This window comes from Kineosporia sp. NBRC 101677, assembly GCF_030269265.1.
In the GTDB taxonomy this organism is placed as follows: domain Bacteria; phylum Actinomycetota; class Actinomycetes; order Actinomycetales; family Kineosporiaceae; genus Kineosporia; species Kineosporia rhizophila.
The window spans coordinates 1-23,212 of record NZ_BSTA01000012.1 but is presented as its reverse complement, the minus strand read 5'-3'; the positions used below and the strand labels follow the sequence as shown (position 1 = coordinate 23,212).

Below are 23,212 nucleotides of genomic sequence, written 5' to 3'. Positions count from 1 at the left end.
CCTCGATGCGTGCACCGTGGATGATCGTCGTAGCCGTCAGCGGCACCCTGGCCCTCGGGGCCTGCGGCAGTGAGGCCGCACCGGCCGCCGCCGCCCCCGAACCGGAGCGCTCCCACCTCCCGATCCAGGTCAGCGAACCGGCGCCCTCGGGCGGACCGAACTACTCCCGCAACCAGAAAGCCGGCGCGCGGGCGGCCGAGGCGGCCGATCCCTACGTGAAGAACCTGGAGGCGGACCCGACCTTCGGCGGCCTGGCCATCGTGCCCGCGGGGCTGCGCGTGGACGTGGTGGGCACCCCGAGCCCGGTCGTTTCCGCCGCCGTGACCGAGATGGAGAAGACGGTTCCGGTCTTCACCAGAAGCGTGCCCAACAGCTACAAGGATCTGCTGGCGCTGACCGCGCAGCTCAACGAGGACAGTGAGTCGTGGAGGCAGAAGGGCGTCAACTTCTCCTCCTGGGGCCCGTCAGGCCACACCAACACCGTCCGGATGACTCTCACCAAGTACAAGCCCGAATTCGCCCAGCAGCTCATCGAAACCTACGGCAGTGAAAGGTTCTCGGTGTCCAAGCGCTCAGAGACGAACCGGCCCATGTCCTGACCCCAGCGAACCAGGCAGGCGCCGCAACAGTTCGACCGTAGCTGCGGCCGGATCCTCTGCTTCAGTAATGGCTCTCACCACCACGATGCGCCGCGCCCCCGCGGCAACCACCTCGTCCACGGTGGTCAGATCAACACCCCCGATAGCGAACCACGGCTTCTCACCGGCCTTTGCTGCGGCGTACCGCACGAGCTCCAGGCCGGTGGCGGCTCGACCGGGTTTGGTGGGCGTGGCCCAGGTCGGCCCCACGCAGGCGTAGTCGACCTCCGGGTCGGCCACGGCCGCGTCGAACTGCTCGGGTGAGTGGGTGGAGCGGCCGATCCCGGTGCCCGGGCCGATCAGGCGGCGCGCGGCTGCGGGCTGTAGGTCGCGCTGGCCCAGGTGCAGCACGTCCGAGCCGGACACCGCGGCGATGTCGGCCCGGTCATTGACAGCCAGCAGACGTCCGTGGCGGCGGGCGGCGTCGGCGAAGACTTCCAGCAGCTCCAGTTCCTCGGCTGCTTCCAGCTGCTTCTCCCGCAGCTGCACGATGTCGACCCCCGCGGCCAGGACTGCGTCGAGGAACTGTTCAAGGTCCCCCTCGCGGCGGCGAGCGCCCGTGCACAGGTAGAGGCGGGCTGTGCTCAGCGCGGTGCGGGCGTCGGGCGTGGGCTGGAGGGTCTCGGAGGTCGGCACGGGGGCGAGTGTGCCAGGGGTCAGAACGGGGAGGGCAAATGGGGGACGTCGGTGGCGGGGTATGGTGGGCCGCACCACGGGAGCCCGGGATCGCGGGCTGAGAGGGCGAGCGCACTCGCCGACCGTCGAACCTGCTCCGGGTCATGCCGGCGAAGGGAGTGCTGGGTGGTTCCCCTTGGGAACTCCCTGGCCGCGCAGAGCGCGGTACAGGGGGACGTGGTTGTGCTGGGTGGCGGCCTGATCGGCACCGCCTGTGCGTGGCGGCTGGCGCAACGAGGCCACGACGTCGTGCTCGTGGATCCTGCTCCCGGGGCCGGCGCCTCGTACGCGGCCGCCGGGATGCTGGCGCCGGTCAGCGAACTGCACCACGGCGAAGAAGAGCTGCTGGCGCTGTGTCTGCTGGCCGCAGCGGGTTTTGCCGACTTTGCGGGCCAGGTCAGTGAGGCGTCCGGCCTGCCGACGGGGTATCGCGCCTGCGGCACGCTGGCCGTCGCCCTCGACGCCGGGGACCGGGCGCGGCTGGCGCGGGTGCGGGCTGCTCAGACCGCGCTCGGCCTGGAGGTCGAGGCGCTGAGCGGGCGGCAGGTGCGTCAGCTGGAGCCGTTCCTCGACCCGAGTGTCTGCGGCGGCACGCTGGTGCGCGGCGATCATCAGGTCAATCCCCGGGAGCTGCTGGCGGCGCTGCGGGTCGCGGCCGAACGGGCTGGGGTGCGGTCGGTCCGGGCTCTGGGCGAAGTACTGGTACACGAGGGCCGGGCTGTCGGCGTGGGCCTGGCGGGCGGCGGCGAGCTCCGCGCTTCGCTGGTAGTCCTCGCCACGGGTGCGCGGGCACACGAGCACGTTCCGGTCCGACCGGTGAAGGGCCAGATCATCCGGTTGTGCATGCCGGTCGGCGAGCACGTGCTGCAGCGCACGGTACGAGGGCTGGTGCGCGACCGGGAGGTGTATCTGGTGCCGCGTGAAGATGGTGAGCTGGTGGTGGGAGCCACCTCCGAAGAGCGCGGTTTCGACGAGAGCGTGACCGCCGGGGCAGTGCACGAGTTGCTGCGTGATGCGCAGACTCTCGTGCCTGCAGTGGCAGAGCTGGAACTGGTGGAGGTGCTCGCGCGCTGTCGGCCCGGATCGCCGGACAATCTGCCGCTGATCGGCTTCGGTCCGGTGCCGGGTCTGCTGGTGGCGGCTGGGCACTACCGCAACGGTGTGCTGCTGTCCGGGCTGACCGCCGACGCGGTGGCTGCGCTGGTCAGTGGTGAACAGGTCGCGCCCGAGGTCGCCGCGTGCGATCCGGGTCGGTTCGGGCTGCGAGCGGCGGCCCGGGAGGAGGTGGGTACACGGTGAGCACGGTCCCTGACGGTGAGGTCGAAGTTGTGGTCAACGGCAAGCCTTTACGGGTTCCACGGGGGTGCAGCGTGGCCGATGTGGTGGCCTGTTTCGCGCCGACGGTCAGGCCCGGCCGGGGTACGGCCGTGGCGCTTAACGAGGAGATCGTGCCGGCCGGCCGCTGGTCGCAGACCACGGTCGCCGGGGGCGAGCGCCTCGAGCTGCTGCAGGCGGTGGCCGGAGGATGAGCAGCGTTGCGATGCAACCGGTTCCCACGGTGGACGCGGAGCCGTTCGTGGTGGCCGGCCGGGCGTTCGGTTCCCGGCTGATCACCGGTACCGGTGGGGCCGCGAACCACGACATCCTGGAGCGGGCCCTGAGAGCCTCGGGCACCGAGATGACCACCGTCGCGCTCCGGCGAGTCGACCCGTCCGTACGCGGTTCGCTCTTGGATGTCCTGGACCGCGTCGGCGTTCAGGTACTGCCCAACACGGCCGGCTGCCGCACCGCCCGTGAGGCCCTGCTGACCGCGCGTCTGGGCCGGGAGGCTCTGGGCACCGACTGGGTGAAGCTGGAGGTCGTCGCCGACGAGGAGACCCTCCTGCCGGACGCGGTGGAACTGCTGGAGGCCGCCGAGCAGCTCGTGGACGACGGATTCACCGTCCTCGCCTACACGAACGACGACCCGGCCCTCGCCCTGCGCCTGGAACGCATCGGCTGCGCGGCGGTCATGCCGCTGGGGGCGCCGATCGGCACTGGGCTGGGCATTCTCAACCCGCACAACATCGCCCTGATCGCCGAGCGCGCCAACGTTCCGGTGGTGCTCGACGCCGGGATCGGGACTGCCTCGGACGCGGCGCGGGCGATGGAACTGGGGTGCGATGCAGTGCTTCTGGCCACGGCCGTCACCCGCGCCCAGGATCCCGAGCTGATGGGCACGGCCATGCGTCATGCCGTGCTGGCCGGTCGCGCGGCCCGCTTGGCCGGACGCATTCCTCAGCGGGCGCTGGCGCAGGCTTCCTCCACGTGGGAGGGCCTGGCCAGCTTCGGTACTGAGCCGTGAGCGCGCCGATTGTCGAGCCGGCGGCGGAACTCACCCACGACGAGCGCCGCCGCTACGCGCGACAGATACTGCTCCCGGATGTGGGTGAAGTGGGCCAGCGGCGGCTGAAGGCCGCCCGAGTCCTCGTGATCGGCGCCGGTGGCCTCGGCTCCCCCGCACTGCTGTACCTGGCCGCCGCCGGGGTGGGAACGATCGGCATCGTCGATGACGACGTGGTGACCGAGTCGAACCTGCACCGGCAGGTCGTGCACGGCAGCGCGGACGTGGGCCGGGCCAAGGTCGACAGCGCCGCCGACGCCGTGGCCCGCTCGAACCCGTTCGTGCGGGTGGTCGGACACGGTGAGCGGCTGACCGCGGACAATGCCCAGGAGCTGATCGCCGGCTACGACCTGGTCGTCGACGGCTCGGACAACTTCGGCACCCGCTACCTGGTCAACGACGCCTGCGTGCTGACCGGGACGCCGTGGGTGTGGGGTGCGGTCCTGCGCTTCGAGGGCCAGGTCTCGGTGTTCTGGCCCGGCCCCGGCCCCACCTACCGCGATCTGTTCCCCGCCCCGCCGGAGCCGGGCACCGTCCCCTCCTGCAGCGAGGCCGGGGTGATCGGCGCGGTGTGCGCGGCCGTGGGCGCGGCCATGGTGACCGAGGCCGTCAAGCTCATCACCGGCGCCGGACAGAGCCTGCTGGGCCGGGTCCTCGTGCACGACGCCCTGGCCATGACCTGGCGCACACTGCGGCTGACGCCCGACCCATACGGCACGCCCCCGACCCGCATCGAGTCCGTCGACGCCGATCGGGAACCCTCCGACGACCTGCCCGAAGTGGATGCCGGGGAACTGGCACACCGGTTACGCGACCACAAGGCGGATCTCGTTCTGGTAGACGTGCGCGAGCCCCACGAGCACGCCGAGAACTCCATCCCGGGCTCGATCCTGGTCCCGCTGGCCGACGTGCTGGCCGATCCGGGCCGCTTCGACCCGGATCAGCCGCTGGTGCTGCACTGCGCCGGCGGGGTGCGCTCGGCCCGGGCGCTGCGGGCCGTGCTGGCTGCGGGGCATCGCGATGCTGCTCACCTGCGCGGCGGCATTGCGGCCTGGGGCAGGCTCAGCCACTCCTGAGGTGTGAACCGACCCAAGCCCCAAAGGACGTCGGTGACCACCAAGGCTTTGGTGGTCACCGACGTCCTCAATCAGTCACTGCAACTGCTCCGGGAAATCACTGGCCCTTGATCAGGGAGACCGCGATCTGCGGGTCGAAGACCCCGGCGGCCGTGCCGGAGGCGATGCCGCAGTTGCCGTCCGACTCGCCGGGCGTCTTGATCCACAGGCGGGCCTCGGGCGTCTTGGCCGTGGGCTTCTTGTTCACCTGGGAGACGGCGCCGAGCTTGCGGCCGGCCGGGTTGCACCACTCGCCGTTGCTGCCGTTGCCGTTACGGCTGGTGTCGACCACGTAGGGCTTGGCCTTGGCGCCGCGCTTGCGCAGTTCGGCGTTCACCTTGGCGGCGTACGCGTTCTCCTGCGCGGTGGTGCGGTAGTTGGACACGTTCAGGGAGAAGCCACGCACGTTCTTCAGGCCGGCCTTGACCAGGCGGCCCGACATGTCCTGCGCCGAGGCCCAGTTCGAGTTGCCGGCGTCCAGGTAGACGTAGGCGTTGGGGGCGCTCTTCTTGAACTGCTCGGTGGCGTAGCTGAGCAGCTTCGTCCGGGTGGTGGCGTCGGCCGTGCTCATGCACTGGAAGTCGGCCAGCGAGTCGGGCTCGAGCACGACCAGGGCGCGGCGCTTGCCCACGCCGTTGGCGAACGACTTGATCCAGGTGCGGTACTCGCTGACGGCGGTGCCGCCGGAGGAGTGCCCACCGCAGGCGTCGCGGCCGGGGATGTTGTAGGCCACCAGGATCGGAGTCTTCTTCTTCTTGGCGGCCGCCGAGACGTAGGTGTTCACGGCCGGCCTGATGCTGCCCGACCAGTTGCCGAACCACTTGGCCGAGGGCTTGGACGACAGCTTCGCCTTGATCGTGGCCTTGCGGCTGTCGCCGGCGTTCTGGGCGACCCAGGTGGCCGGACCCGACTTGGGGTCGGCATAGAACGTCATGGTCTTGGGCAGGCCCTTGACCGCTGCCGCAGCCGGGGCGGCCTCCGCGGCCGGTGCCACGGTCGTGACGCTGGTCTTACCCGCAACCGCAGCCGCGGGGGCGGCGGGCTCGGCGTGCCCGACCAGGCTCTGCGTCACTGCACCGCCGATCGCCAGAGCGGTTGCAGCAGAGATGATCACGGTGGTACGACGCTTCACGGTTCCTCTTTGGTCGAGCCTGGGGGGCAGGTGTCCAAAGGTAGAGAAGTGGACGTTATGGGTTTCCTATGTGACCCGCTCCGCTTCTGCGGCGTTTGTCACGGCAACCTTTTGCCGACTTGGTTTTCTTGAACCGGGCTGAAATCCCCGGGACGTCCATGCCGTAACGCGCGTACGCAATGAGTACGCATCCCTTCACGCAAGGTGCAGGCGGCAAGATCGTCGGTGGTGCTGGCTACGGTCCTCTCGTGGACTCTGAGATGCGACCCATCCGCAGCTTGCTCGCACATCTGGACACCCGGACCTGGTTGGAGCGGTGGAGCCGGGAGGCGCTCGAGGCCGGCGACGAGATCGCCCTGGACGTCACCGAGCAGATGCGCACCACCGGTTGGATCGGGTCGCCACCGGCCTCCGCGCAACAGGTGCGAGACGCCGAGACGAAACTGGGCCGGAAACTGCCTCCGTCGCTGAAAGACTTCTATGCGGTGACCAATGGCTGGCCGGTGCTGTCGATGGGGTTCGACGCCTTGCGTCCCGTTCAGGAACTCGGCTGGGTGCGGGACCTGGAGTCGGAGCTTGTCGCGATCTGGTCCAGCACCGAACCTGACGACGAGACGTACGCGCAGGAACCGGATGACGGCTCTTTTTTGCTGCGCCGGTCCTTGCTGCTCAACACGGGAACCGATCACTTCCTGCTGGACCCGGCGCGCCTCACATTCGGCCGGCTCCAGAACGAGCCGGAGTGGGCAGCCGTCGGCTTCACCAGCTGGTACCCCGGTGCCGGGGAAGCCGACTGGTCGTTCCGCGCAGGCCTGGAAGACCACTACGCAACCTTCGTCAGGTTCCACTCCCCCGGCAGCCGGACCCGCCAAGAAGTGGCCGAGCAGGTCGAGGTCGCCTACCAGTTGCTTCTGGAGGGTGACCGTGCCCGGGCTGACGTTCTTGACCGGGCGGTGAGCTTCGGGGACCACCGTGCGGATGTCCTACGTTCGCAGCTCCACATTCTTGACGGCCGTCACGACAGCCCTTCGCATATCTCGGATCTCGACCTTCGCAAACCCGAGATCGCCGAAGATCCGGCCGTCTTCGAGGACCTGCTGCCGCTCTTGGTCCTCGGCTGTCCCGGTAACGATCGGCAGGCTCTGGACCGCACGATCGAGCGGGCTCCGCAGCAGCTTGCACACCGTCTTCGGGAACTGCTCGCCACCTTCCAGCGCGAACCCGGTCTGCGGGCAGACTTCAGTTACGCCCCCGCCTTCGCTGTCACGGTGGACGAGGCCCGGTCGCTTGCTGCGGCGGGGCGCGGACAGGAGTCGTTCAATCACCTCGTCAACGGCCTCAAGCAGTGGCGCCCTCTGTCGAGCGGGCATCTAGCCCCGATGGGCCTGCTGTGGGACGAGGAACTGGCCGGTGTGATGGCCGACCCGACTCGACGCCGGGCGTTACTGGAGACGAAGCGAGGACACTGACCCCGTTGCACCCATGTTCAGGATCGCCGAACCGAGGGCATGCAATCCTGACCCCATGAGCACACCGGCCTGGCCCGAGATCCGCGAATGCGCCGACCAGGCCCCTTACCCCGTCGAGGTTCTGCCGGTGGATGCGCAGCGGGCTCAGCAGTGTCTGAGCGCCTTTGGCATGACCGAGCGCTCCTGGCTGGGCGCGGTGATGCTGCACACCGGCGGGATCCTGATCGACCACGGCTGGTTGCGGGTACTCGGCAGTGGCTACGAGGGCCGGCGCGGCCCGCTGCCCGACGTGGTCTCGGCCGCAGCCCCTTCCACCGGATCCGTCACCGTCGCCCACGACGTGCTGGGCGGGCACTTCGTCTGGCGCCAGTCCGCCCCTGAGTCACCCCCGACCGTGCACTACTACGCTCCGGACACCCTGGCCTGGGAAGACCTGGAACTGGGATACGGCCGCTGGCTCGCCGCCATGCTCACCGGCTGGCTGAGCGACTTCTACGCATCGCTGCGCTGGTCAGGATGGGCCGACGAGGTGGCCGGCACGCGACTGGACCAGGGCATCCACACCTGGCCGCCACCCTGGACGGCCGAGGGCAAGGATCTGGGAACCGTCTCCCGGCGCGCGATCTCCATGACGGAACTCATTTCGTTCCATCAGAGCTGACGCGGTCCCAGCCGGGCCGGGGCCGGTGACTGCCCAGCTGGATGTCGCGACTGCGGTAGACGATGTAAGGCCGGGTCAGGTAGCCGAGCGGGGCGCTGAAGACGTGCACCAGCCGGGTGAAGGGCCAGATCGCGAAGAGGCCGAAGGCGACCAGGGCGTGCAGCTGGAAACCGATCGGCGCGTCCGCCATCAGTGACGCGTCGGGCTGGAAGGCGAGGAAGGAGCGATACCAGACCGAGACGCCCTCACGATAGTTGTACTCCCCGCCGATGGTGAAGACGGATCCGGCGATGGTGTTCCACATGCCCAGCAGGATGGCCGCGGCCAGGAACAGGTACATGACCTTGTCCATGACTGTGGTGGCCGAGAACACCGGGCCGACCGTGCGCCTGCGGTAGATCAGGATGAGCATGCCCGCGGTGGCGGCGATCCCGGCGAGCAGGCCGCCGAGCACGGCGACGAGGTGGTACAGGTGGTCACTGATCCCCACCGCCTCGGTCCACGAGCGCGGCACCAGCAGGCCGATCACGTGGCCACCGACCACGCCGAGCATGCCGAAGTGGAACAGCGGGCTGCCCCAGCGCAGCAGGCGGTTCTCGTACAGCTGGGACGAGCGGGTGGTCCAGCCGAACTTGTCGTAGCGGTAGCGCCACAGGTGGCCCGCCACGAAGGTGGTCAGGCAGACGTAGGGCACGACGACCCACAGGAACGTGTCCATCAGCGGGCTCCGCGGAAAGTAGGCATGGGCAGCTGGACTGCCGGGGCAGGGTCGAAGCCAGGGATGGCATATGGGCTGAGTCCGACCTCTTCGGCCGGGGGTCCTTCGGCCGCCAGTCTTCTCACCGCGGACATCTGGTCTCCGGCCAGGGGCGGCAAGGTAGCGGAGACGGCCTGGACGGCGCCGGCCCAGGGCGAGTCGCTCTTGGTGAGGCCGATGTTCAGCAGTTCCAGGCCGGCGCGGTGATCCAGCAGCAGCTGACGGCCGCGCTCGAGGTCGACGGCCGCACCGTATTCCAGCACCACGCAGAGGTGATCGGGAAGTTCACCGTTGGCCAGCTGACCGTCCGGTCCCAGTTCGACGCCGGACTCCAGATAGGTCTGCTTGAACCGCAGCAGGGCCATACCGCGCTTGCGCGTGTCGCCGTGGGCGAAGTAGGTCAGGAACAGGTTGTGCCGACGCCGGGTGTCGAAGGTGCCGACGTAGTCGGCCTGCAGGTCGACCAGGGCAACGCCTCGTAAACGGTGCTGGCAATCGTCCAAAAGTTCTGCACTGCGCCCTGGAACGGCCCGCGCCACGCGCTCGACCAGGTCGAGCCGCTCCGGGAGCTGTTCGTCGGGGTAGTCCAGCAGCAACGAGGCCGCCTGCCAGATCCACGCAGTGTGCTCCGGCGAGATCTGGTGCGGCTTGCTGCGCCTCATCCTGGTCAGACTTTTCACCGCGCATCGCCTTCCGGATCGCCCTCGGCGGGTGGGAACAGTCCGGCCGGTGAGCCCTTGCCGTCCCAGTTGAGCAGATTCACCCGTCGGCGCTTCCCGGCGGCAGCGGTCATCGTGTCGGAGGTCTGACGCTCCTGCAGCATCTGAAAGTTTTCTGCGGCAAGGGGAACCAGCCGTCCGGACCCTTCACCGAAAGGCCCCTGCTGACCGCCACCGTACTCCGACACCGAGCACTCGGTCGCTATTTCCTCCAGGGCATGGGCCTGTTCGGCGTGGGCAGGCGGGATGACGTACCGGTCTTCGTACTTGGCAATGGCCAGCAGGCGGTACATGTCATACATGTCCTCCTCCCCCATCCCCACCGAAGCCGGGATAGCACCGTTGGGAGACCGTCCCATAGTGATGTCTCGCATGTACGAACGCATCGCGGCCAGTTTGCGCAGAACATTGTGGACGGGTGTCACGTCGCCTGCGGTGAAGAGCTCGGCGAGGTACTCGACCGGGATCCGGAGCGTGTCGATGGCCGCGAACAGGTTGCCGGAATCCTCTGCGTCCGAACCGGTCTCCTTGACCACGTCGACGATCGGCGACAGCGGGGGGATGTACCAGACCATGGGCATGGTGCGGAATTCGGGGTGCAGGGGCAGCGCGACCTTGTAGGTGTTGATCAGCGCGTGGATCGGGGATCGCTGGGCGGCCTGGATCCAGTCGTGCGGGATGCCGTCACGTTCGGCTGCGCTGACCACCTCCGGGTCGTTCGGGTCCAGGATCAGGGCACGCTGGGCCTCGTACAGGTCCTGCTCGTCGGGGGTGGCTGCGGCCTCGAGCACCGCGTCCGCGTCGTAGAGGATCAGGCCGAGGTAGCGCAGCCGGCCCACGCACGTCTCGGAACAGACGGTCGGCAAGCCGACTTCGATGCGGGGGAAGCAGAAGGTGCACTTCTCGGCCTTGCCGGTGCGGTGGTTGAAGTAGACCTTCTTGTAGGGGCAGCCGGAGACACACATCCGCCAGCCCCGGCAGCGGTCCTGGTCCACCAGCACGATGCCGTCTTCTTCGCGCTTGTAGATCGCTCCGCTGGGGCACGAGGCAGCGCAGGAGGGGTTCAGGCAGTGCTCGCAGATGCGCGGCAGGTAGAACATGAAGGTCTGCTCGAACTCGAACTTCACCTTCTGCTCGATCTTGGCCAGCATCGGGTCGCGTTCCAGGGTGGCCGCCGAGCCGCCCAGGTTGTCGTCCCAGTTGGACGACCACTCGACCTTCATGTCCTTGCCGGTCAGCAGCGACTTGGGCCGCGCGACCGGGGTGTGCTGCTGCGCCGGGGCGTCGGTCAGGGTGGAGTAGTCGTACGTCCAGGGTTCGTAGTAGTCCTTGATGGAGGGCATCTTCGGGTTGGAGAAGATGGAGGCGAGCTTGCGGATGCGTCCGCCGCCCTTGAGCACCAGGTGCCCGCGCCGGTTCAGGGCCCAGCCGCCCTTCCACTCCTCCTGGTCCTCGTAGGTGCGCGGATACCCCTGTCCGGGACGGGTCTCCACGTTGTTGAACCAGACGTACTCGGTGCCGGTGCGGTTGGTCCAGGCCTGCTTGCAGGTGACCGAGCAGGTGTGGCACCCGATGCACTTGTCGAGGTTCATCACCATCGCCATCTGAGCCATCACGCGCATGTCAGTACTCCACGTCCTGCGAGCGGCGACGGATGACCGTCACCTCGTCGCGCTGGTTGCCGGTCGGGCCGAGGTAGTTGAAGGCCCAGGACAACTGGGCGTACCCGCCGATCAGGTGCGAGGGCTTGACCAGCAGTCGGGTCAGGGAGTTGTGGATGCCGCCTCGCTTGCCCGAGGTCTCGGCCAGGGGCACGTCGATGAGCCGGTCCTGGGCGTGGTGCATGTACACGGTGCCCTCGGGCATCCGGTGCGAGACCACGGCCCGGGCCACGACCACGCCGTTGCGGTTGACGGCCTCGATCCAGTCGTTGTCCTTCACGCCCACCTTGGCGGCGTCGCGGTCGCTCATCCAGATGGTCTGGCCGCCGCGTGAGAGGGACAGCATGAACAGGTTGTCCTGGTACTCCGAGTGGATCGACCACTTGTTGTGCGGGGTCAGGTACCGCACCGTGAGCCCTTCCACCCGATCGGCGCCGGGGCCGGCGACGTCACCGATCGCCGGCTCTGCGAAGAGGGCGCCCATGTTCAGCGGTGGCCGGAAGACCGGCAGGTTCTCGCCCAGTTCGCTCATCCAGTCGTGGTCGAGGTAGAAGTGCTGGCGTCCGGTGAGGGTGTGCCACGGCTTCCGTCGCTCGACGTTGATCGTGAAGGGTGAGTAGCGCCGGCCTCCGGACTCCGAGCCGGACCATTCCGGGGAGGTGATGACCGGGACCGGGGCCGCCTGGGTGTCGGCGAACGTGACCTGCTTGCCCTCGTGTTCGGCGGCCAGGTCGTGCATCTGGTGGCCGGTGCGCTTCTCCAGCTGTTTGAACCCCTGTACGGCCAGGTGACCGTTGGTGGTTCCCGACAGGGCCAGGATCGCTTCGCACACGTGGACGTCACGTTTCAATGAAGGACGTCCGTCAGCGACGCCTCCGCGCACTGCACCGTTCTTCGCCCGCAGGTAGTCGATCTGCTGGCCCAGTTCGAAGGTCACGCCTTTGGTGGTGGCGCCCAGCGTGTCCAGCAGCGGCCCCAGCGCGTTCATCTTCTCGCTGATCGCCCCGTAGTCGCGTTCCACCTCCACCAGCCGGGGCATGCTCACTCCCGGCACGGGCTCGCACTCGCCCTTCTTCCAGTCCCGCACCACCCCGTGGGGGTTGGCCATGGCGTCGGGGGTGTCGTGCATGAGTGGAACGGCGACCACGTCGCGCCGGGTGCCCAGCCGGGGACCGGCCAGTTCGCTGAACTTGGCCGCGATCGCCTGCCAGGTCTCCCAGTCCGTGCGGGTCTGCCAGGGTGGGGCGATGGCCGGGTTGAACGAGTGGACGAACGGGTGCATGTCGGTGGTGTTCAGGTCGTGCTTCTCGTACCAGGTGGCGGCCGGGAAGACGACGTCCGAGAAGACCGTGGTGGAGGTCTGCCGGAAGTCCAGCGTCATCAGCAGGTCCAGCTTGCCCTCCGGAGCGTCCTCGTGCCAGGTCACGTCCCGCGGCCTCAACGACGGAGCAGTCTCACTGGCGCGCACCGAGGAGTCGGTGCCCAGCAGGTGTTTGAGGAAGTACTCGTTGCCCTTGGCCGAGGAGCCGATCAGGTTGGCCCGCCAGATCGACAGGATCCGGGGGAAGTTCTCGGGCGCGTCCGGGTCCTCGCAGGCGAAGTTCAGTGACCCGTCCTTCAGCCCGGCCGCGACGTGCTCGGCGGTACTGCGCCCGGCTGCGGCTGCTTCTTCGGTGATCTGCAGCGGGTTACGGTCGAAGGTCGGGTAGGACGGGGACCAGCCCATCCGAGCGCTCTGGGCGATCACGTCGGCGGTGCTCTGGCCGGCGAACGTGCCCTGCCCGCTGCTGGCCGAGAGGGTGTCGGCGCCGAACTGGTCGTAGCGGAACTGGTCGGTGTGCAGGTACCAGTAGGCGGTCTGGATCATGTTGCGCGGCGGACGGTTCCAGTCCAGGGCGTTGGCCACCTGGTTGTAGCCGGTGATCGGCCGGACCTTCTCCTGCCCGACGTAGTGTGCCCAGCCGCCGCCGTTGACGCCCTGGCAACCGGTCAGTGTGGTCAGGGCCAGGAACGCCCGGTAGATCGTGTCGGAGTGGAACCAGTGGTTGGTGCCCGCGCCCATCAGGATCATTGAGCGTCCGCGCGACTCCTCGGCGTTCTGGGCGAACTCGCGGCCGATCCGGGCCGCAGCGGCTGCCGGGACGCCGGTGAACTGCTCCTGCCAGGCCGGGGTCCCGGGCGCGTCGGCATCTTCGTAGCCGGACGGCCACTGCCCGGGCAGCCCTGCGCGGGCCACGCCGTACTGCGCAAGCATGAGATCCAGCACGGTGGTGACCAGGTGCCCCTCGACCGTGCGCACCGGAACGCCTCGCCGCATAGAGGCGGCCGCGCCGTCCGGGTTGTCGAACCGCGGCAGTTCCAGCTCCACCACATCGGTTTCGGCACCGACCAGACTCAGCCGGGGGTCCACCGCACCCAGGTCGAGGTTCCAGCGTCCCTCGCCCGTCGGCCCGAAACGGTGACCCAGTGCACCGTTGGGGACCACCACGTCGTCGGTGGCGGCATCGATGAGCACCGTCTTGAAGGCGGCGTTCTCCTCGTCCCGGTGGGCCGCGAGGTCTTCGGCGGTGAGGAACTTCCCGGGCCGGTGCACCCCGTCGGCGCCGACGTCGATCTTCACCAGGAACGGCAGATCGGTGTAACGCTTGGTGTAGTCGACGAAGTAGGGGGTCTGCCGGTCGACGAAGAACTCCTTGAGGACGACATGCCCCATCGAGATCGCCAGCGCCCCGTCCGTACCGGGATTGGCCGGCAGCCACTCGTCCGCGAATTTCACGTTGTCCGCGTAATCGGGCGCCACGACAACGACTTTCTGGCCACGGTAGCGCGCCTCGGTCATCCAGTGCGCGTCCGGGGTGCGGGTGACCGGGACGTTCGAGCCCCACATGATCAGGTAGCCGGCGTCCCACCAGTCGCCGGACTCCGGAACGTCGGTCTGGTCGCCGAACACCTGCGGGGAGGCCACCGGCAGGTCGGCGTACCAGTCGTAGAAGCTCAGCATCGAGCCGCCGATCAGATGCATGAACCGGGCCCCGGAAGCGTGCGAGACCATCGACATGGCCGGGATCGGCGAAAAACCGGCGATGCGGTCCGGTCCCCACTTCTGGATGGTGTGCACGTGCGCGGCGGCCACCATCTCGACCGCCTCGTCCCAGCCGGCCCGCACCAGGCCGCCTTTGCCGCGGGCGCTCTTGTACGTCTTCGCGCGCTGGGGGTTCTCGACGACATGGGCCCAGGCCTTGACCGGGTCGCCGTCGTACTGGCGCTTGCCCTCGCGGTACATCTGCAGCAGCACGCCCCGCACGTACGGGTAGCGCACGCGGGTCGGGCTGTAGGTGTACCAGGAGAAGGCCGCGCCCCGAGGACAGCCACGAGGCTCGTACTCCGGGGAGTCCGGCCCGACCGAGGGATAGTCGGTCTGCTGGGTCTCCCACGTGATGATGCCGTCCTTGACGTACACCTTCCACGAGCAGGAGCCCGTGCAGTTCACACCGTGGGTGGAGCGCACGACCTTGTCGTGGCTCCAGCGGTCACGGTAGAAGTCGTCGGCCTGGCGGCCGCCCTTCTTGGTCAGGGTCCGCCCGTCGGCCGAGACCTCACCACGGGTGAAGAACCGCCGCGTGCCCACCAGGGCCTCCGACAGAGGGCCTTCCAACAATGGACGTTTGTGGGCGTCCGGTTTGCGTTCGGTGCTCACGCAACTTCCTTTCCGGAGGTGACGCTCACCGCGGTGCGGCGCACGACGGTCAGGGTCAGGGCCAGGGTGAGAGCAGCGGCGGCCGACAGCAGCCACAGCCCGATCGCGTAGGAGTCGGTGCGGCCGTAGACGTAGCCCATGATCAGCGGCGGGACGAACCCGCCCAGGCCACCGGCCGCCCCGACCAGGCCCGTGATCCCGCCCACCCGTGAGGGTTCGGCGATCTGGGCGATCAGCGCGAACGTCGCGCCGCTGCCGGAGCCCAGCGCTGCGGCCATGGCCAGGAACGCGACCGTGCCGATGCCGTCCAGCGGCGGCGTTCCGGCCGAGATGCCCGCACCGACCACGACCACGCCGAACCCGGCGCCCAACACCGGGATCGCACCGAACCGGTCGGCCAGCCAACCCCCGGCCGGGCGCATCAGCACCGCGACGATCACGAACCCGGCCATCCGGTTCGCCGCGTCAGCCGCGGTCAGCCCGTGAGCCGTCTTCAGGTAGGCCGGAAGGTAGACCGAGAACGCCACGTACCCACCGAACGCCACCGCGTACAGAACGCAGGCCTGCCAGGTGATCGGCAGCCGGGCAGTGGCGGCCAGACGGGTGGCCAGGGAGGTACTGGGCACGCTTCGGCCGGGCGCGTCCCGCAGCACCAGCCAGGAGATGACGGCGTACAGCGCCAGCGCCGCAGCGGTGATGAGGAACGGCGCCTGCTCCCCCACGTTCTGGAACAACCGCACCGTGGTGAGTGCGCTGATCGCGGTCCCACCCATACCGGCCCCGAAGATGCCGACGGCCAGGCCGCGCTTCTCCGGCGGGAACCAGGCGTTGACGAACGGCACCCCGACCGCGAACGCCGTCCCACCGATTCCCAGGAAGAAGCCGCCCACCAGGATCAGGGCGTAGGAGTCAAGAGCGAAGAAGGCCAGGAAGAGCACGGGGACCACGGTGGCGGCCGAGACCAGCGGGAACATGACCCGCCCGCCGAAGCGGTCGGTCAGGGCCCCGACCAGGATGCGCCCCAGCGAGCCCACGATGACCGGCACGGCCACCATGAGCGAGACGTCGGACTCGCTCAGCTCGCCGAGCCGGCCGTTGTCGCGGAACAACGGCCCCAGTGGGCTCACCAGGGCCCACGCCCAGAAGTTCAGGGCGAAGCCGAGCGTGGCCACGACGACCATCACCCAGGGCGAGCCCACCCCCGCCTCGGCCGCCGCCCGCGTCCGCTCTGTCTCGATGTCGCGACTCACGACAACCTCTCTGCCCGTATGACCGATCACACCGTCGTGGTGACGCCAGCATCTGAATGCGGCGTCCTGCCCGGATCACGTGGCTGAAATCCGTGCTCTCACAGTGCTGTCAAGCGGGCTGGCGCCATCAGGGCCACTGGTCCCATGCGGTCCCCGCCAAAGTCCTTTTACATGTTCAAGCGCATGCAAATCGTCGGGCCGAACCGGTGCGGGAGAATGGGCGCTGCGTCAGAGCCCGACCTAGGAGCCGCCCCCGTGTCCACCCCCAGCCCCACGCCCGGGGAGCACGCACGAGCGACCGATGCCTTGCTGACCGCCAGCCGGGCCCTGATCGGCATCTCCCTGCGCTCCCTGACCGCCTCCCCGGTGGACATCACCCTCGCCCAGCACCGACTGCTGGTCCTGCTCGCCGCCCGGGGTGGTCAGACGATCAGCGCCCTCTCCGGCGAGCTGGGTGTGGATCAGTCCAACGCCAGCCGGCTGGTGGACCGGCTACAGCGCATCGGGCTCATCGAGCGACGCCCGTGCGCCTGGGACCGGCGGGCCGTCGAGGTGGCGCTCCTCCCGGCCGGGCGCGAGGTCCTCGACGCGGTGACCGTAGCGCGGCGACAGGAGATCGCTGCTCTGGTCGCGGATCTGACGCCCACCGAGCGCCGGGCAATCGCTCGCGGCGTGGTGGCGTTCAACCGGGTGGCCGGTGAGGTCGACGACGCCGACTGGCCGTCCTAGGGCCGGATGCCTGCCAGGATCGCTGTGCTCTGCGGTCCGGCCTGAACGGGAAAGTCCAGCTGGGTCTGCCCCACGTGCACCGTGATCACGTGCACGCCCCGGAAACGCTCCCAGGGCCGGCCCATGACCTGCGTGATGCGCGAACGCGGCACGAGCGTGCGGGCCAGGGAGATCTCATCGCCCGCCGGCGTGCACCAGTCCCGCCGGTGGATCACCTGGATCTCGCGCTCGTCCTGCAGAGCAACCAGAGGGTGCAGGGTCAGAGGCTGCAGCCGCCGGTAGAACCGCTCGACGGCGGAGGCGGGTGTCACGGTGACGCCGGGGGCGGCGTGCAGCACGCGCAGCTGCGGTTCGGCCTGCATCAGCCGCCTGACCTCCGTCGCCAGCCCCACATCGCCGCGGCCCAGTGCCGGAATCGCTTGCTGCGGCACAGCCGTCATGGCCTGGGGCCGTGGCGCATAGGTCTCGCGGATCTGGTCGACGAGCTTGCGCACCGTGTCAGTGGCGGAGCCGTTGTAGGCGACCTGAACGTTCGAGCCGTCCAGGGCATGAACGGTGAGCCGGCCGTCCAGCAGTCGCACACTGTCCTGAACAGCGGCGATCTGATCGATCGGGATGCTCCGGGTCTGGAAGCGCTCGCCGCTGCGCTGCAGAACGGTCAGTTCTGCGAAGCCGAGCACGACCAGGTAGTCGTACAGGTGCATGCCCGGGCCGACATTGCGGCGCTCGATGTCGCGCGGCACCTTGAGCACCAGCCGCTGCTCGCGCGGGTCGATCCCGGCGGAGCGGAAGAGGCGGGGTATTTCCTCGAAGGTCCTGACCTCGGTGACCCAGGGCCCGAACTCGACGTACTCCTGCTCATCGGGGTCGACAGGGCGGGTCACGACAACTCCTCCGGATGGATGGCCGACCACCCTATCCGCCTGGAGCCCATTCTGGCCCGACGCCTTGTGCACGGCCGACGGTCGACGGCGTCAGTCCGACGTGGCGAACTGGGTCCGGTGCAGCTCGGCGTACCGCCCGTCCAGAGCCAGCAACTCCTCGTGGGTGCCGCGCTCCACCACCCGGCCGGCCTCCAGCACCAGGATCTGGTCGGCCGAGCGCACGGTGGACAGACGGTGCGCAATGACGATGGCGGTACGGCCCTCAAGGGCCTCGTCCAGCGCCGCCTGCACGGCCGCCTCCGACGCCGAGTCCAGATGTGCGGTGGCCTCGTCCAGGACTACGACCCGAGGCTGCGCCAGCAGTAGTCGGGCGATGGTCAGCCGCTGCCGCTCCCCACCGGAGAACCGGTAGCCGCGCTCCCCCACGACCGTGTCCAGGCCCTCCGGCAGCCCGGCGATCACATCGGCCAGCCGACTGCGCCGCAGGGCATCGAGCAGTTCCTCGTCGCTGGCCTCCGGGCGGGCCAGGTGCAAGTTGGAGCGCAGAGACTCGTGGAACAGGTGACCGTCCTGGCTGACCACTCCGACGGTGCGCCGCAGCGAGTCCGTCTGCAACTGCCGCACATCGGTCCCGCCGACCAGGATCTGCCCGGAACTGACGTCGTACAACCGTGCGAGCAGGTTCGCCAGCGTCGACTTCCCCGCGCCGGACGAACCCACCAGGGCCACGACCTGCCCGGGCTCCACCCGGAACGACACGTCGTGGATGATCTGCGCCCCGCCGCGGGTCTCCAGCGTCGCCACATCCTCCAGCGAGGCCAGCGAAACCTCCGCCGCGCTCGGATAGGCGAAGCCGACATCGCGGAACTCGACACTCACCGGGCCGTCCGGCACCGGACGCGCATCCGGGGCCTCCTGGATCAGCGGCACCAGGTCCAGCACCTCGAACACCCGGTCAAAACTCACCAGCGCACCCATGATGTCGATGCGGGCGCTGGCCAGAGCGGTCAGCGGTGCGTACAGCCGGGTCAGCAGCAGGGCCAACGACACGATGCTGCCGGTCTCCAGGTTCCCGGCCACCGCCGCCACCCCACCGACCCCGTAGACCAGCGCCAGGGCCAGCGCGGAGACCAGGGTGAGCGAGGTGATCAGGACCGTCTGCAGCACCGCCGTACGCACCCCGATGTCCCGCACCCGCCCGGCCGCCTCGGCGAAGAACCGCGACTCGTCCTCAGGTCGCCCGTAGAGCTTGACCAGGGCCGCCCCACTGGCCGAGAAGCGCTCGGTGCTGCGCGTCATCATGGCCGCGTTCAACTGGGCGGCATCCTGGGACAGCAGAGCCAGACGCCGGCCCATGATCCGGGCCGGCACCACGAACAACGGCAGCAGCGCCAGGGCCAGCAGCGTCACCGGCCAGGAGATCCCGATCATCACAGCGCCGGTCAGGGCCACCGCGATCAAGTTGCTGACAATGCCCGACAAGGTGTTGCTGAAGGCCCGCTGGGCCCCCAGCACGTCATTGTTCAGCCGGCTGACCAGCGCACCGGTGCGGGTACGGTTGAAGAACGCCAGCGGCATGCGCTGCACGTGGTCGAACACCCGGGTGCGCAGATCCAGGATCAGGTCCTCACCCAGCCGCGCCGACAGCCAGCGCACCGCCACCCCCAGCCCCGCCTCCGCCAGCGCAATGACCGCGATCAGCAGCGCCAGCCGCACCACCGCGCCCCGGTCCCCCTCACCGATCGCGTCCACCACCCGCCCGGCCAGGACCGGGGTGACCACCGAGAGCACCGCCGTCACCGCGCTACCCAGCACGAACAGGCCGAACGAGCGCCTGCGCTCACGGGCCAGGACGATCACGCGGCGCACCGTGCCGGGGCGGAACGGCTGCCGCTCCCGGGCCGACCGGGCCCCGGCGATCGTCGACCACGCGGCCATTTCCATGCTCATAACAGTGCAGACCTCTGGGTTCGTTCGGTGACCGAGGGAAGCTCCTGCCGGCCTCTGGACAGCGCACATTCCCCGTGCACCCGACGCGTGGACGAGTGGCTGAATCCGGTAGGACCCTATTACCTTCCGGCCCTCCGCCTCGGCTGAAGCAGGCACAAGCGGGTGATGGGGGCACCAGACCGTCGGTTACCTTCTTGCCGGTGGGCATGACTGTTGCAGCCCCCGCACCCGACATGGTTCAGGATCCCTGCTGGGACTCTTCCCGCCCTTCGGACAAGTTCCCTTTCGAAGGCCAGGGTCGCTGCCGCCCAGTCCCCGCTGCGCCTCGTGACGTGAACCGCGCGAACGAGATCCGCAGGTGAACAAACGCCCAGCAGAACAACACCTCGCGGGGCGGCGACGGCACCTCGAGGCACGAGCGCTACGCCCAGGCCGGCTGCTACAAGGTCGAGCACCAGTGCGTACGTGTCGGCGCGGGCGGTGATCCGGGGCTCGAAGCCGCACAGCCCGGTGACCATCTCCGTCAGGGCCTGGAATCCATGACCCGACCGGCCGGATATCCAGCCGTCCTGGGCAAAGTCCAGAAGATCGACGTCACCGGTCTGCGCGCCGTGAGTCGGCACCGCCAAGGCAAGTGGGTCACTGAGCAGGAAGGTCTGCTGAAGGCCACGCAGATCAGGGGCTGCGAATCCGGCGTACTGGTGGGTGAGGGCCAGGTCGATGTCGCCGGACCTCAGGGCGGGGACGGCTTCTTCCGGCTCCATCTCGGTAAAAGTGATGTCGAGGTCGGGCGATCGGCGTCGAAGGCTCGCGATCACCGGCCCGACCAGACGCCGGGCGCCGCTGGCGAACGAGGCGACCCGGACTCGTCCATGGTTGGGGGATCCGGCCGCGACGACCGCCTGCTCGGCGGCGGCGAGGTCGTCCAGGATGCGGCGGCCGTGCTCGGCGAGCACCTGCCCGGCGTGGCTCAGGCGCACGCTGCGCGCGCCGCGTTCCAGCAAGGAGACACCACTCTCGCGTTCCAGCACAGCCAACTGCTGAGAGGCGGCGGCTGCGCTGCACCCCACGGTCTGCGCGGCTCCTGCGATGGAGCCGGTGTCGGCCAGGGCCACCAGCAGGCGCAGACGCCCGGAGTCAAGCACAGGCAAATCCTACGCTCAGCATCGGCGGAACCCGCTTTCGCCACTGTGCCACCAGCCGTCAGCGTGGGGGAAACAAGAACCGAGAAGGAGCTCCCCCAGTGAGACTGCACGATCCGGACCACCGAGGCTTCGCCAGCGACAACTACTCGGGTGTGCATCCGCAGGTGCTGGCCGCCCTGGCCGAGGCGAATGAGGGCCATCAGGTCAGTTACGGCGACGACATCTACACCGAGCGTCTGCAGGAGGTCTTCCGGGAACACTTCGGCCCGCAGGCCCGGACGTATCCGGTGATCAACGGCACCGGGGCCAACGTGGTGGCGCTGCAGGCCGCCACCGACCGCTGGGCCTCGGTGATCTGCGCCCGCACGTCGCACCTGCACGTCGACGAGGCCGGGGCGCCCGAAAAGGTCGGCGGGATCAAGCTGCTCACCGTTCCGCACGTCAACGGCAAGCTCACGGTGGACAACATCCGCGCCGAGGCCCGGGGCTTCGACGACCAGCACCGCGCCCAGCCGCAGGTGGTCTCCATCGCCCAGTCCACCGAGCTGGGAACGGTTTACAACCCCGAGGAGATCGCCGAGATCACCGATTTCGCCCACGCCAACGGTCTTCGCGTGCATATGGACGGCTCTCGGCTGGCCAACGCGGCGGCTCACCTGGGCGTGCCGTTGCGTTCACTGACTACGGACGTCGGTGTCGACGTCCTCTCGTTCGGTGGCACTAAGAACGGGCTCATGGTGGGCGAGGCGGTCGTGGTTCTCGATCCCGAACTCGACCACGGAATCAACTATCTGCGCAAGATCACGACCCAACTGACGTCCAAAATGCGGTTTGTCTCGGCCCAGCTGCTCGCCCTGATGGAGTCGGACCTGTGGCTACGAAACGCCCGGCACGCCAACGCCATGGCCAGCCAACTGCACGACGCGGTCAAAGGGCGGGACGACGTCACGGTGAGCTACCCGGTACAGGCCAATGCCGTGTTCGTACGCCTCCCGGCACCGGTTCTGGTGCAGCTGCACGAGCAGTTCCACTTCTACGACTGGGACGAAGAGGCCGGCGAGGCCCGCTGGATGACCACCTGGGACACGACCCCCGAGGACGTCGCGCACCTGGCAGACACTCTGGCCGCCCTCGCCGACCGGTGACCCACTGATCAGGGAACGTTGTGCCCGGCCGCCTGGATCAACCCGTACCACTCGGCCCGGGTGAGCGGAATGTCCGAACCCGCAGCCGCTTCGGTGATGCGTTCGGCCTTGGTGGTACCGAGCACGACCTGGATCCCGGCCGGGTGCCGGGTGATCCAGGCGGTGGCGATCGCCGCCGGGGTCACGTCGTACTTGGCGGCGAGCTGGGCGAGGGCCGCGTTCAGTTCCGGAAGGTCCTCCGCCCCCAGGAGAAGGCCGCCGCCGAAGCTCTTCTGGAATGGCGACCACGCCTGCAGGGTGATCCTGTTGATGCGGGCGTGCTCGACGACGCCACCGCCGTCGCGGGTCACCGAGTCCTCGAAACCCACCATGTTCGAGGACAGGCCCTGCGCCACGATCGTGGAGTGGGTGATCGACAGCTGCACCTGGTTGGCCACGATGGGCTGCTTCACCGCGGTCTTCAGCAGGTCGATCTGGCGCGGCGTGTAGTTCGACACCCCGAAGGCCCGCACCTTGCCGGAGGACTCCAGGTGGTCGAAGGCCCGCGCGACCTCTTCGGGCTCGATCAGCGCGTCGGGGCGGTGCAGCAGCAGCACGTCGAGGTAGTCGGTGTCGAGGGCCTTCAGCGACCCCTCGGCCGAGCTGACGATGTGCTCGTAGGAGGAGTCGTAGTGCCACGGCTCGGCCACGATGCTGGTCTTGGTCTGCAGGGTGATCTGCTCGCGCTCGGAGGGCCTGAGCTTCAGGGCCGAGGCGAAGCGGTGCTCGCACCAGTGCGGGCCGCCGCCGGGATGGTCGAAGCCGTACAGGTCGGCGTGGTCGAAGAAGTCGATCCCCGCCTCCCGGGCGGCGCCGTACAGCTCCTGGATCTGCTCGTCGCCGTCGGCCTTGATCCGCATCATGCCCGCGACGACGTTGGGAACCTGGACGTCGGTAGGTCCGAACTGAACTGTGCGCATAAGTCCTTCGCTCCACAAAGATTTTGAGAACGCTCAACAGTAGGGCCCGGGCCCGGGAATGCAAGACAGCTCTGACCTGCGGTGGGCAGGCCGGGCGAGACGGATCGAGGCCCAGAGCCTAGTAGTGCTTTGTTACATCCGCTTCTGACTTGTTTGTTCTGTCCGGAGCTGTTTGACTACCGGGGTGGACAGGGGCGAACTGGAGCGGGTGCGGAAACGGCTGCAGGAGTTCACGTCCGAGAT

Annotated in this window: 20 protein-coding genes; 9 read left to right on the top strand and 11 right to left on the bottom strand. The window is 68.7% G+C overall.

Going from position 1 to position 23,212, the window contains the following annotated elements:
* The first annotated feature begins 5 nt into the window (after positions 1-5).
* Positions 6-599, top strand: a complete 594-nt coding sequence (locus QSK18_RS28700; RefSeq protein WP_232812281.1) for a hypothetical protein — start codon at positions 6-8, stop codon at positions 597-599.
* Here the strand turns inward: QSK18_RS28700 and thiE are convergent.
* On the bottom strand, positions 573-1,274 hold the full coding sequence (thiE, locus tag QSK18_RS28695) for a thiamine phosphate synthase (RefSeq protein WP_232812282.1): 702 nt from the start codon (positions 1,272-1,274) through the stop codon (positions 573-575). The two genes, QSK18_RS28700 and thiE, sit on opposite strands and share 27 nt — an antisense overlap.
* A 165-nt stretch (positions 1,275-1,439) precedes the next feature.
* Here thiE and thiO point away from each other — a divergent pair, with 165 nt between their 5' ends.
* The 4 genes from thiO to moeB are packed head-to-tail and all read left to right on the top strand — an operon-like array spanning position 1,440 to position 4,772.
* The gene (gene thiO, locus QSK18_RS28690) at positions 1,440-2,612 is read left to right on the top strand and encodes a glycine oxidase ThiO (RefSeq protein ID WP_285625508.1); all 1,173 of its coding nucleotides are present in this window, start codon (positions 1,440-1,442) and stop codon (positions 2,610-2,612) included.
* Complete coding sequence (gene thiS, locus QSK18_RS28685) at positions 2,609-2,842, top strand: sulfur carrier protein ThiS (protein WP_285625505.1); 234 nt, start codon at positions 2,609-2,611, stop codon at positions 2,840-2,842. The genes thiO and thiS overlap by 4 nt, the downstream gene beginning before the upstream one ends.
* A complete protein-coding gene (locus QSK18_RS28680; protein WP_285625502.1) occupies positions 2,839-3,657 on the top strand; it encodes a thiazole synthase in 819 nt (272 codons plus the stop codon). The genes thiS and QSK18_RS28680 overlap by 4 nt, the downstream gene beginning before the upstream one ends.
* Complete coding sequence (gene moeB, locus QSK18_RS28675) at positions 3,654-4,772, top strand: molybdopterin-synthase adenylyltransferase MoeB (RefSeq protein WP_285625499.1); 1,119 nt, start codon at positions 3,654-3,656, stop codon at positions 4,770-4,772. The genes QSK18_RS28680 and moeB overlap by 4 nt, the downstream gene beginning before the upstream one ends.
* A 97-nt stretch (positions 4,773-4,869) precedes the next feature.
* Here the strand turns inward: moeB and QSK18_RS28670 are convergent, their stop codons facing one another.
* Positions 4,870-5,943, bottom strand: coding sequence for a glycoside hydrolase family 6 protein (locus QSK18_RS28670; protein ID WP_285625496.1), 1,074 nt, complete (start codon positions 5,941-5,943; stop codon positions 4,870-4,872).
* Between the two features lie 248 nt (positions 5,944-6,191).
* On the opposite strand from QSK18_RS28670, the gene QSK18_RS28665 reads away from it, so the two are divergent.
* Both QSK18_RS28665 and QSK18_RS28660 read left to right on the top strand, forming a co-directional pair.
* Positions 6,192-7,412 (top strand): SMI1/KNR4 family protein, encoded by a 1,221-nt coding sequence (locus tag QSK18_RS28665; RefSeq protein WP_285625494.1) that lies wholly within the window; start codon positions 6,192-6,194, stop codon positions 7,410-7,412.
* A 55-nt stretch (positions 7,413-7,467) separates the two neighbouring features.
* Positions 7,468-8,073, top strand: coding sequence for a DUF2625 family protein (locus tag QSK18_RS28660; RefSeq protein WP_285625492.1), 606 nt, complete (start codon positions 7,468-7,470; stop codon positions 8,071-8,073).
* On the opposite strand, the gene narI is transcribed toward QSK18_RS28660, so the two are convergent.
* From narI to QSK18_RS28635, 5 genes are read right to left on the bottom strand one after another with little or no spacing between them, the layout of a single operon-like run.
* Positions 8,051-8,791, bottom strand: a complete 741-nt coding sequence (narI, locus tag QSK18_RS28655) for a respiratory nitrate reductase subunit gamma (protein WP_232812290.1) — start codon at positions 8,789-8,791, stop codon at positions 8,051-8,053. The genes QSK18_RS28660 and narI overlap by 23 nt on opposite strands.
* Positions 8,791-9,492 (bottom strand): nitrate reductase molybdenum cofactor assembly chaperone, encoded by a 702-nt coding sequence (narJ, locus tag QSK18_RS28650; protein ID WP_232812291.1) that lies wholly within the window; start codon positions 9,490-9,492, stop codon positions 8,791-8,793. The genes narI and narJ overlap by 1 nt, the downstream gene beginning before the upstream one ends.
* A gap of 14 nt (positions 9,493-9,506) precedes the next feature.
* Positions 9,507-11,171 carry a nitrate reductase subunit beta gene (gene narH / locus QSK18_RS28645; protein ID WP_232812292.1) on the bottom strand — a complete coding sequence of 555 codons (1,665 nt, stop codon included), beginning with the start codon at positions 11,169-11,171 and terminating at the stop codon, positions 9,507-9,509.
* Position 11,172: 1 nt separating this feature from the next.
* The gene (locus tag QSK18_RS28640; RefSeq protein WP_232812293.1) at positions 11,173-14,907 is read right to left on the bottom strand and encodes a nitrate reductase subunit alpha; all 3,735 of its coding nucleotides are present in this window, start codon (positions 14,905-14,907) and stop codon (positions 11,173-11,175) included.
* The gene (locus QSK18_RS28635; RefSeq protein ID WP_269810499.1) at positions 14,904-16,088 is read right to left on the bottom strand and encodes an MFS transporter; all 1,185 of its coding nucleotides are present in this window, start codon (positions 16,086-16,088) and stop codon (positions 14,904-14,906) included. The genes QSK18_RS28640 and QSK18_RS28635 overlap by 4 nt, the downstream gene beginning before the upstream one ends.
* Before the next feature lie 324 nt (positions 16,089-16,412).
* On the opposite strand from QSK18_RS28635, the gene QSK18_RS28630 reads away from it, so the two are divergent.
* A complete protein-coding gene (locus tag QSK18_RS28630; RefSeq protein ID WP_232812295.1) occupies positions 16,413-16,886 on the top strand; it encodes a MarR family winged helix-turn-helix transcriptional regulator in 474 nt (157 codons plus the stop codon).
* Here the strand turns inward: QSK18_RS28630 and QSK18_RS28625 are convergent.
* The 3 genes from QSK18_RS28625 to QSK18_RS28615 all read right to left on the bottom strand — a co-directional run bounded on the left by QSK18_RS28625 (position 16,883) and on the right by QSK18_RS28615 (position 20,865).
* On the bottom strand, positions 16,883-17,770 hold the full coding sequence (locus QSK18_RS28625) for a hypothetical protein (protein ID WP_285625466.1): 888 nt from the start codon (positions 17,768-17,770) through the stop codon (positions 16,883-16,885). The genes QSK18_RS28630 and QSK18_RS28625 overlap by 4 nt on opposite strands.
* A gap of 90 nt (positions 17,771-17,860) precedes the next feature.
* Positions 17,861-19,720, bottom strand: coding sequence for an ABC transporter ATP-binding protein (locus tag QSK18_RS28620; RefSeq protein ID WP_352396681.1), 1,860 nt, complete (start codon positions 19,718-19,720; stop codon positions 17,861-17,863).
* Between the two features lie 119 nt (positions 19,721-19,839).
* Positions 19,840-20,865 (bottom strand): LysR substrate-binding domain-containing protein, encoded by a 1,026-nt coding sequence (locus QSK18_RS28615; protein ID WP_285625462.1) that lies wholly within the window; start codon positions 20,863-20,865, stop codon positions 19,840-19,842.
* A gap of 98 nt (positions 20,866-20,963) precedes the next feature.
* Here QSK18_RS28615 and QSK18_RS28610 point away from each other — a divergent pair, with 98 nt between their 5' ends.
* On the top strand, positions 20,964-22,010 hold the full coding sequence (locus tag QSK18_RS28610) for a threonine aldolase family protein (RefSeq protein WP_232812299.1): 1,047 nt from the start codon (positions 20,964-20,966) through the stop codon (positions 22,008-22,010).
* 8 nt (positions 22,011-22,018) lie between these two features.
* Here QSK18_RS28610 and QSK18_RS28605 read toward each other — a convergent pair whose 3' ends face one another.
* On the bottom strand, positions 22,019-22,969 hold the full coding sequence (locus tag QSK18_RS28605) for an aldo/keto reductase (RefSeq protein ID WP_285625454.1): 951 nt from the start codon (positions 22,967-22,969) through the stop codon (positions 22,019-22,021).
* Positions 22,970-23,212: the final 243 nt, after the last annotated feature.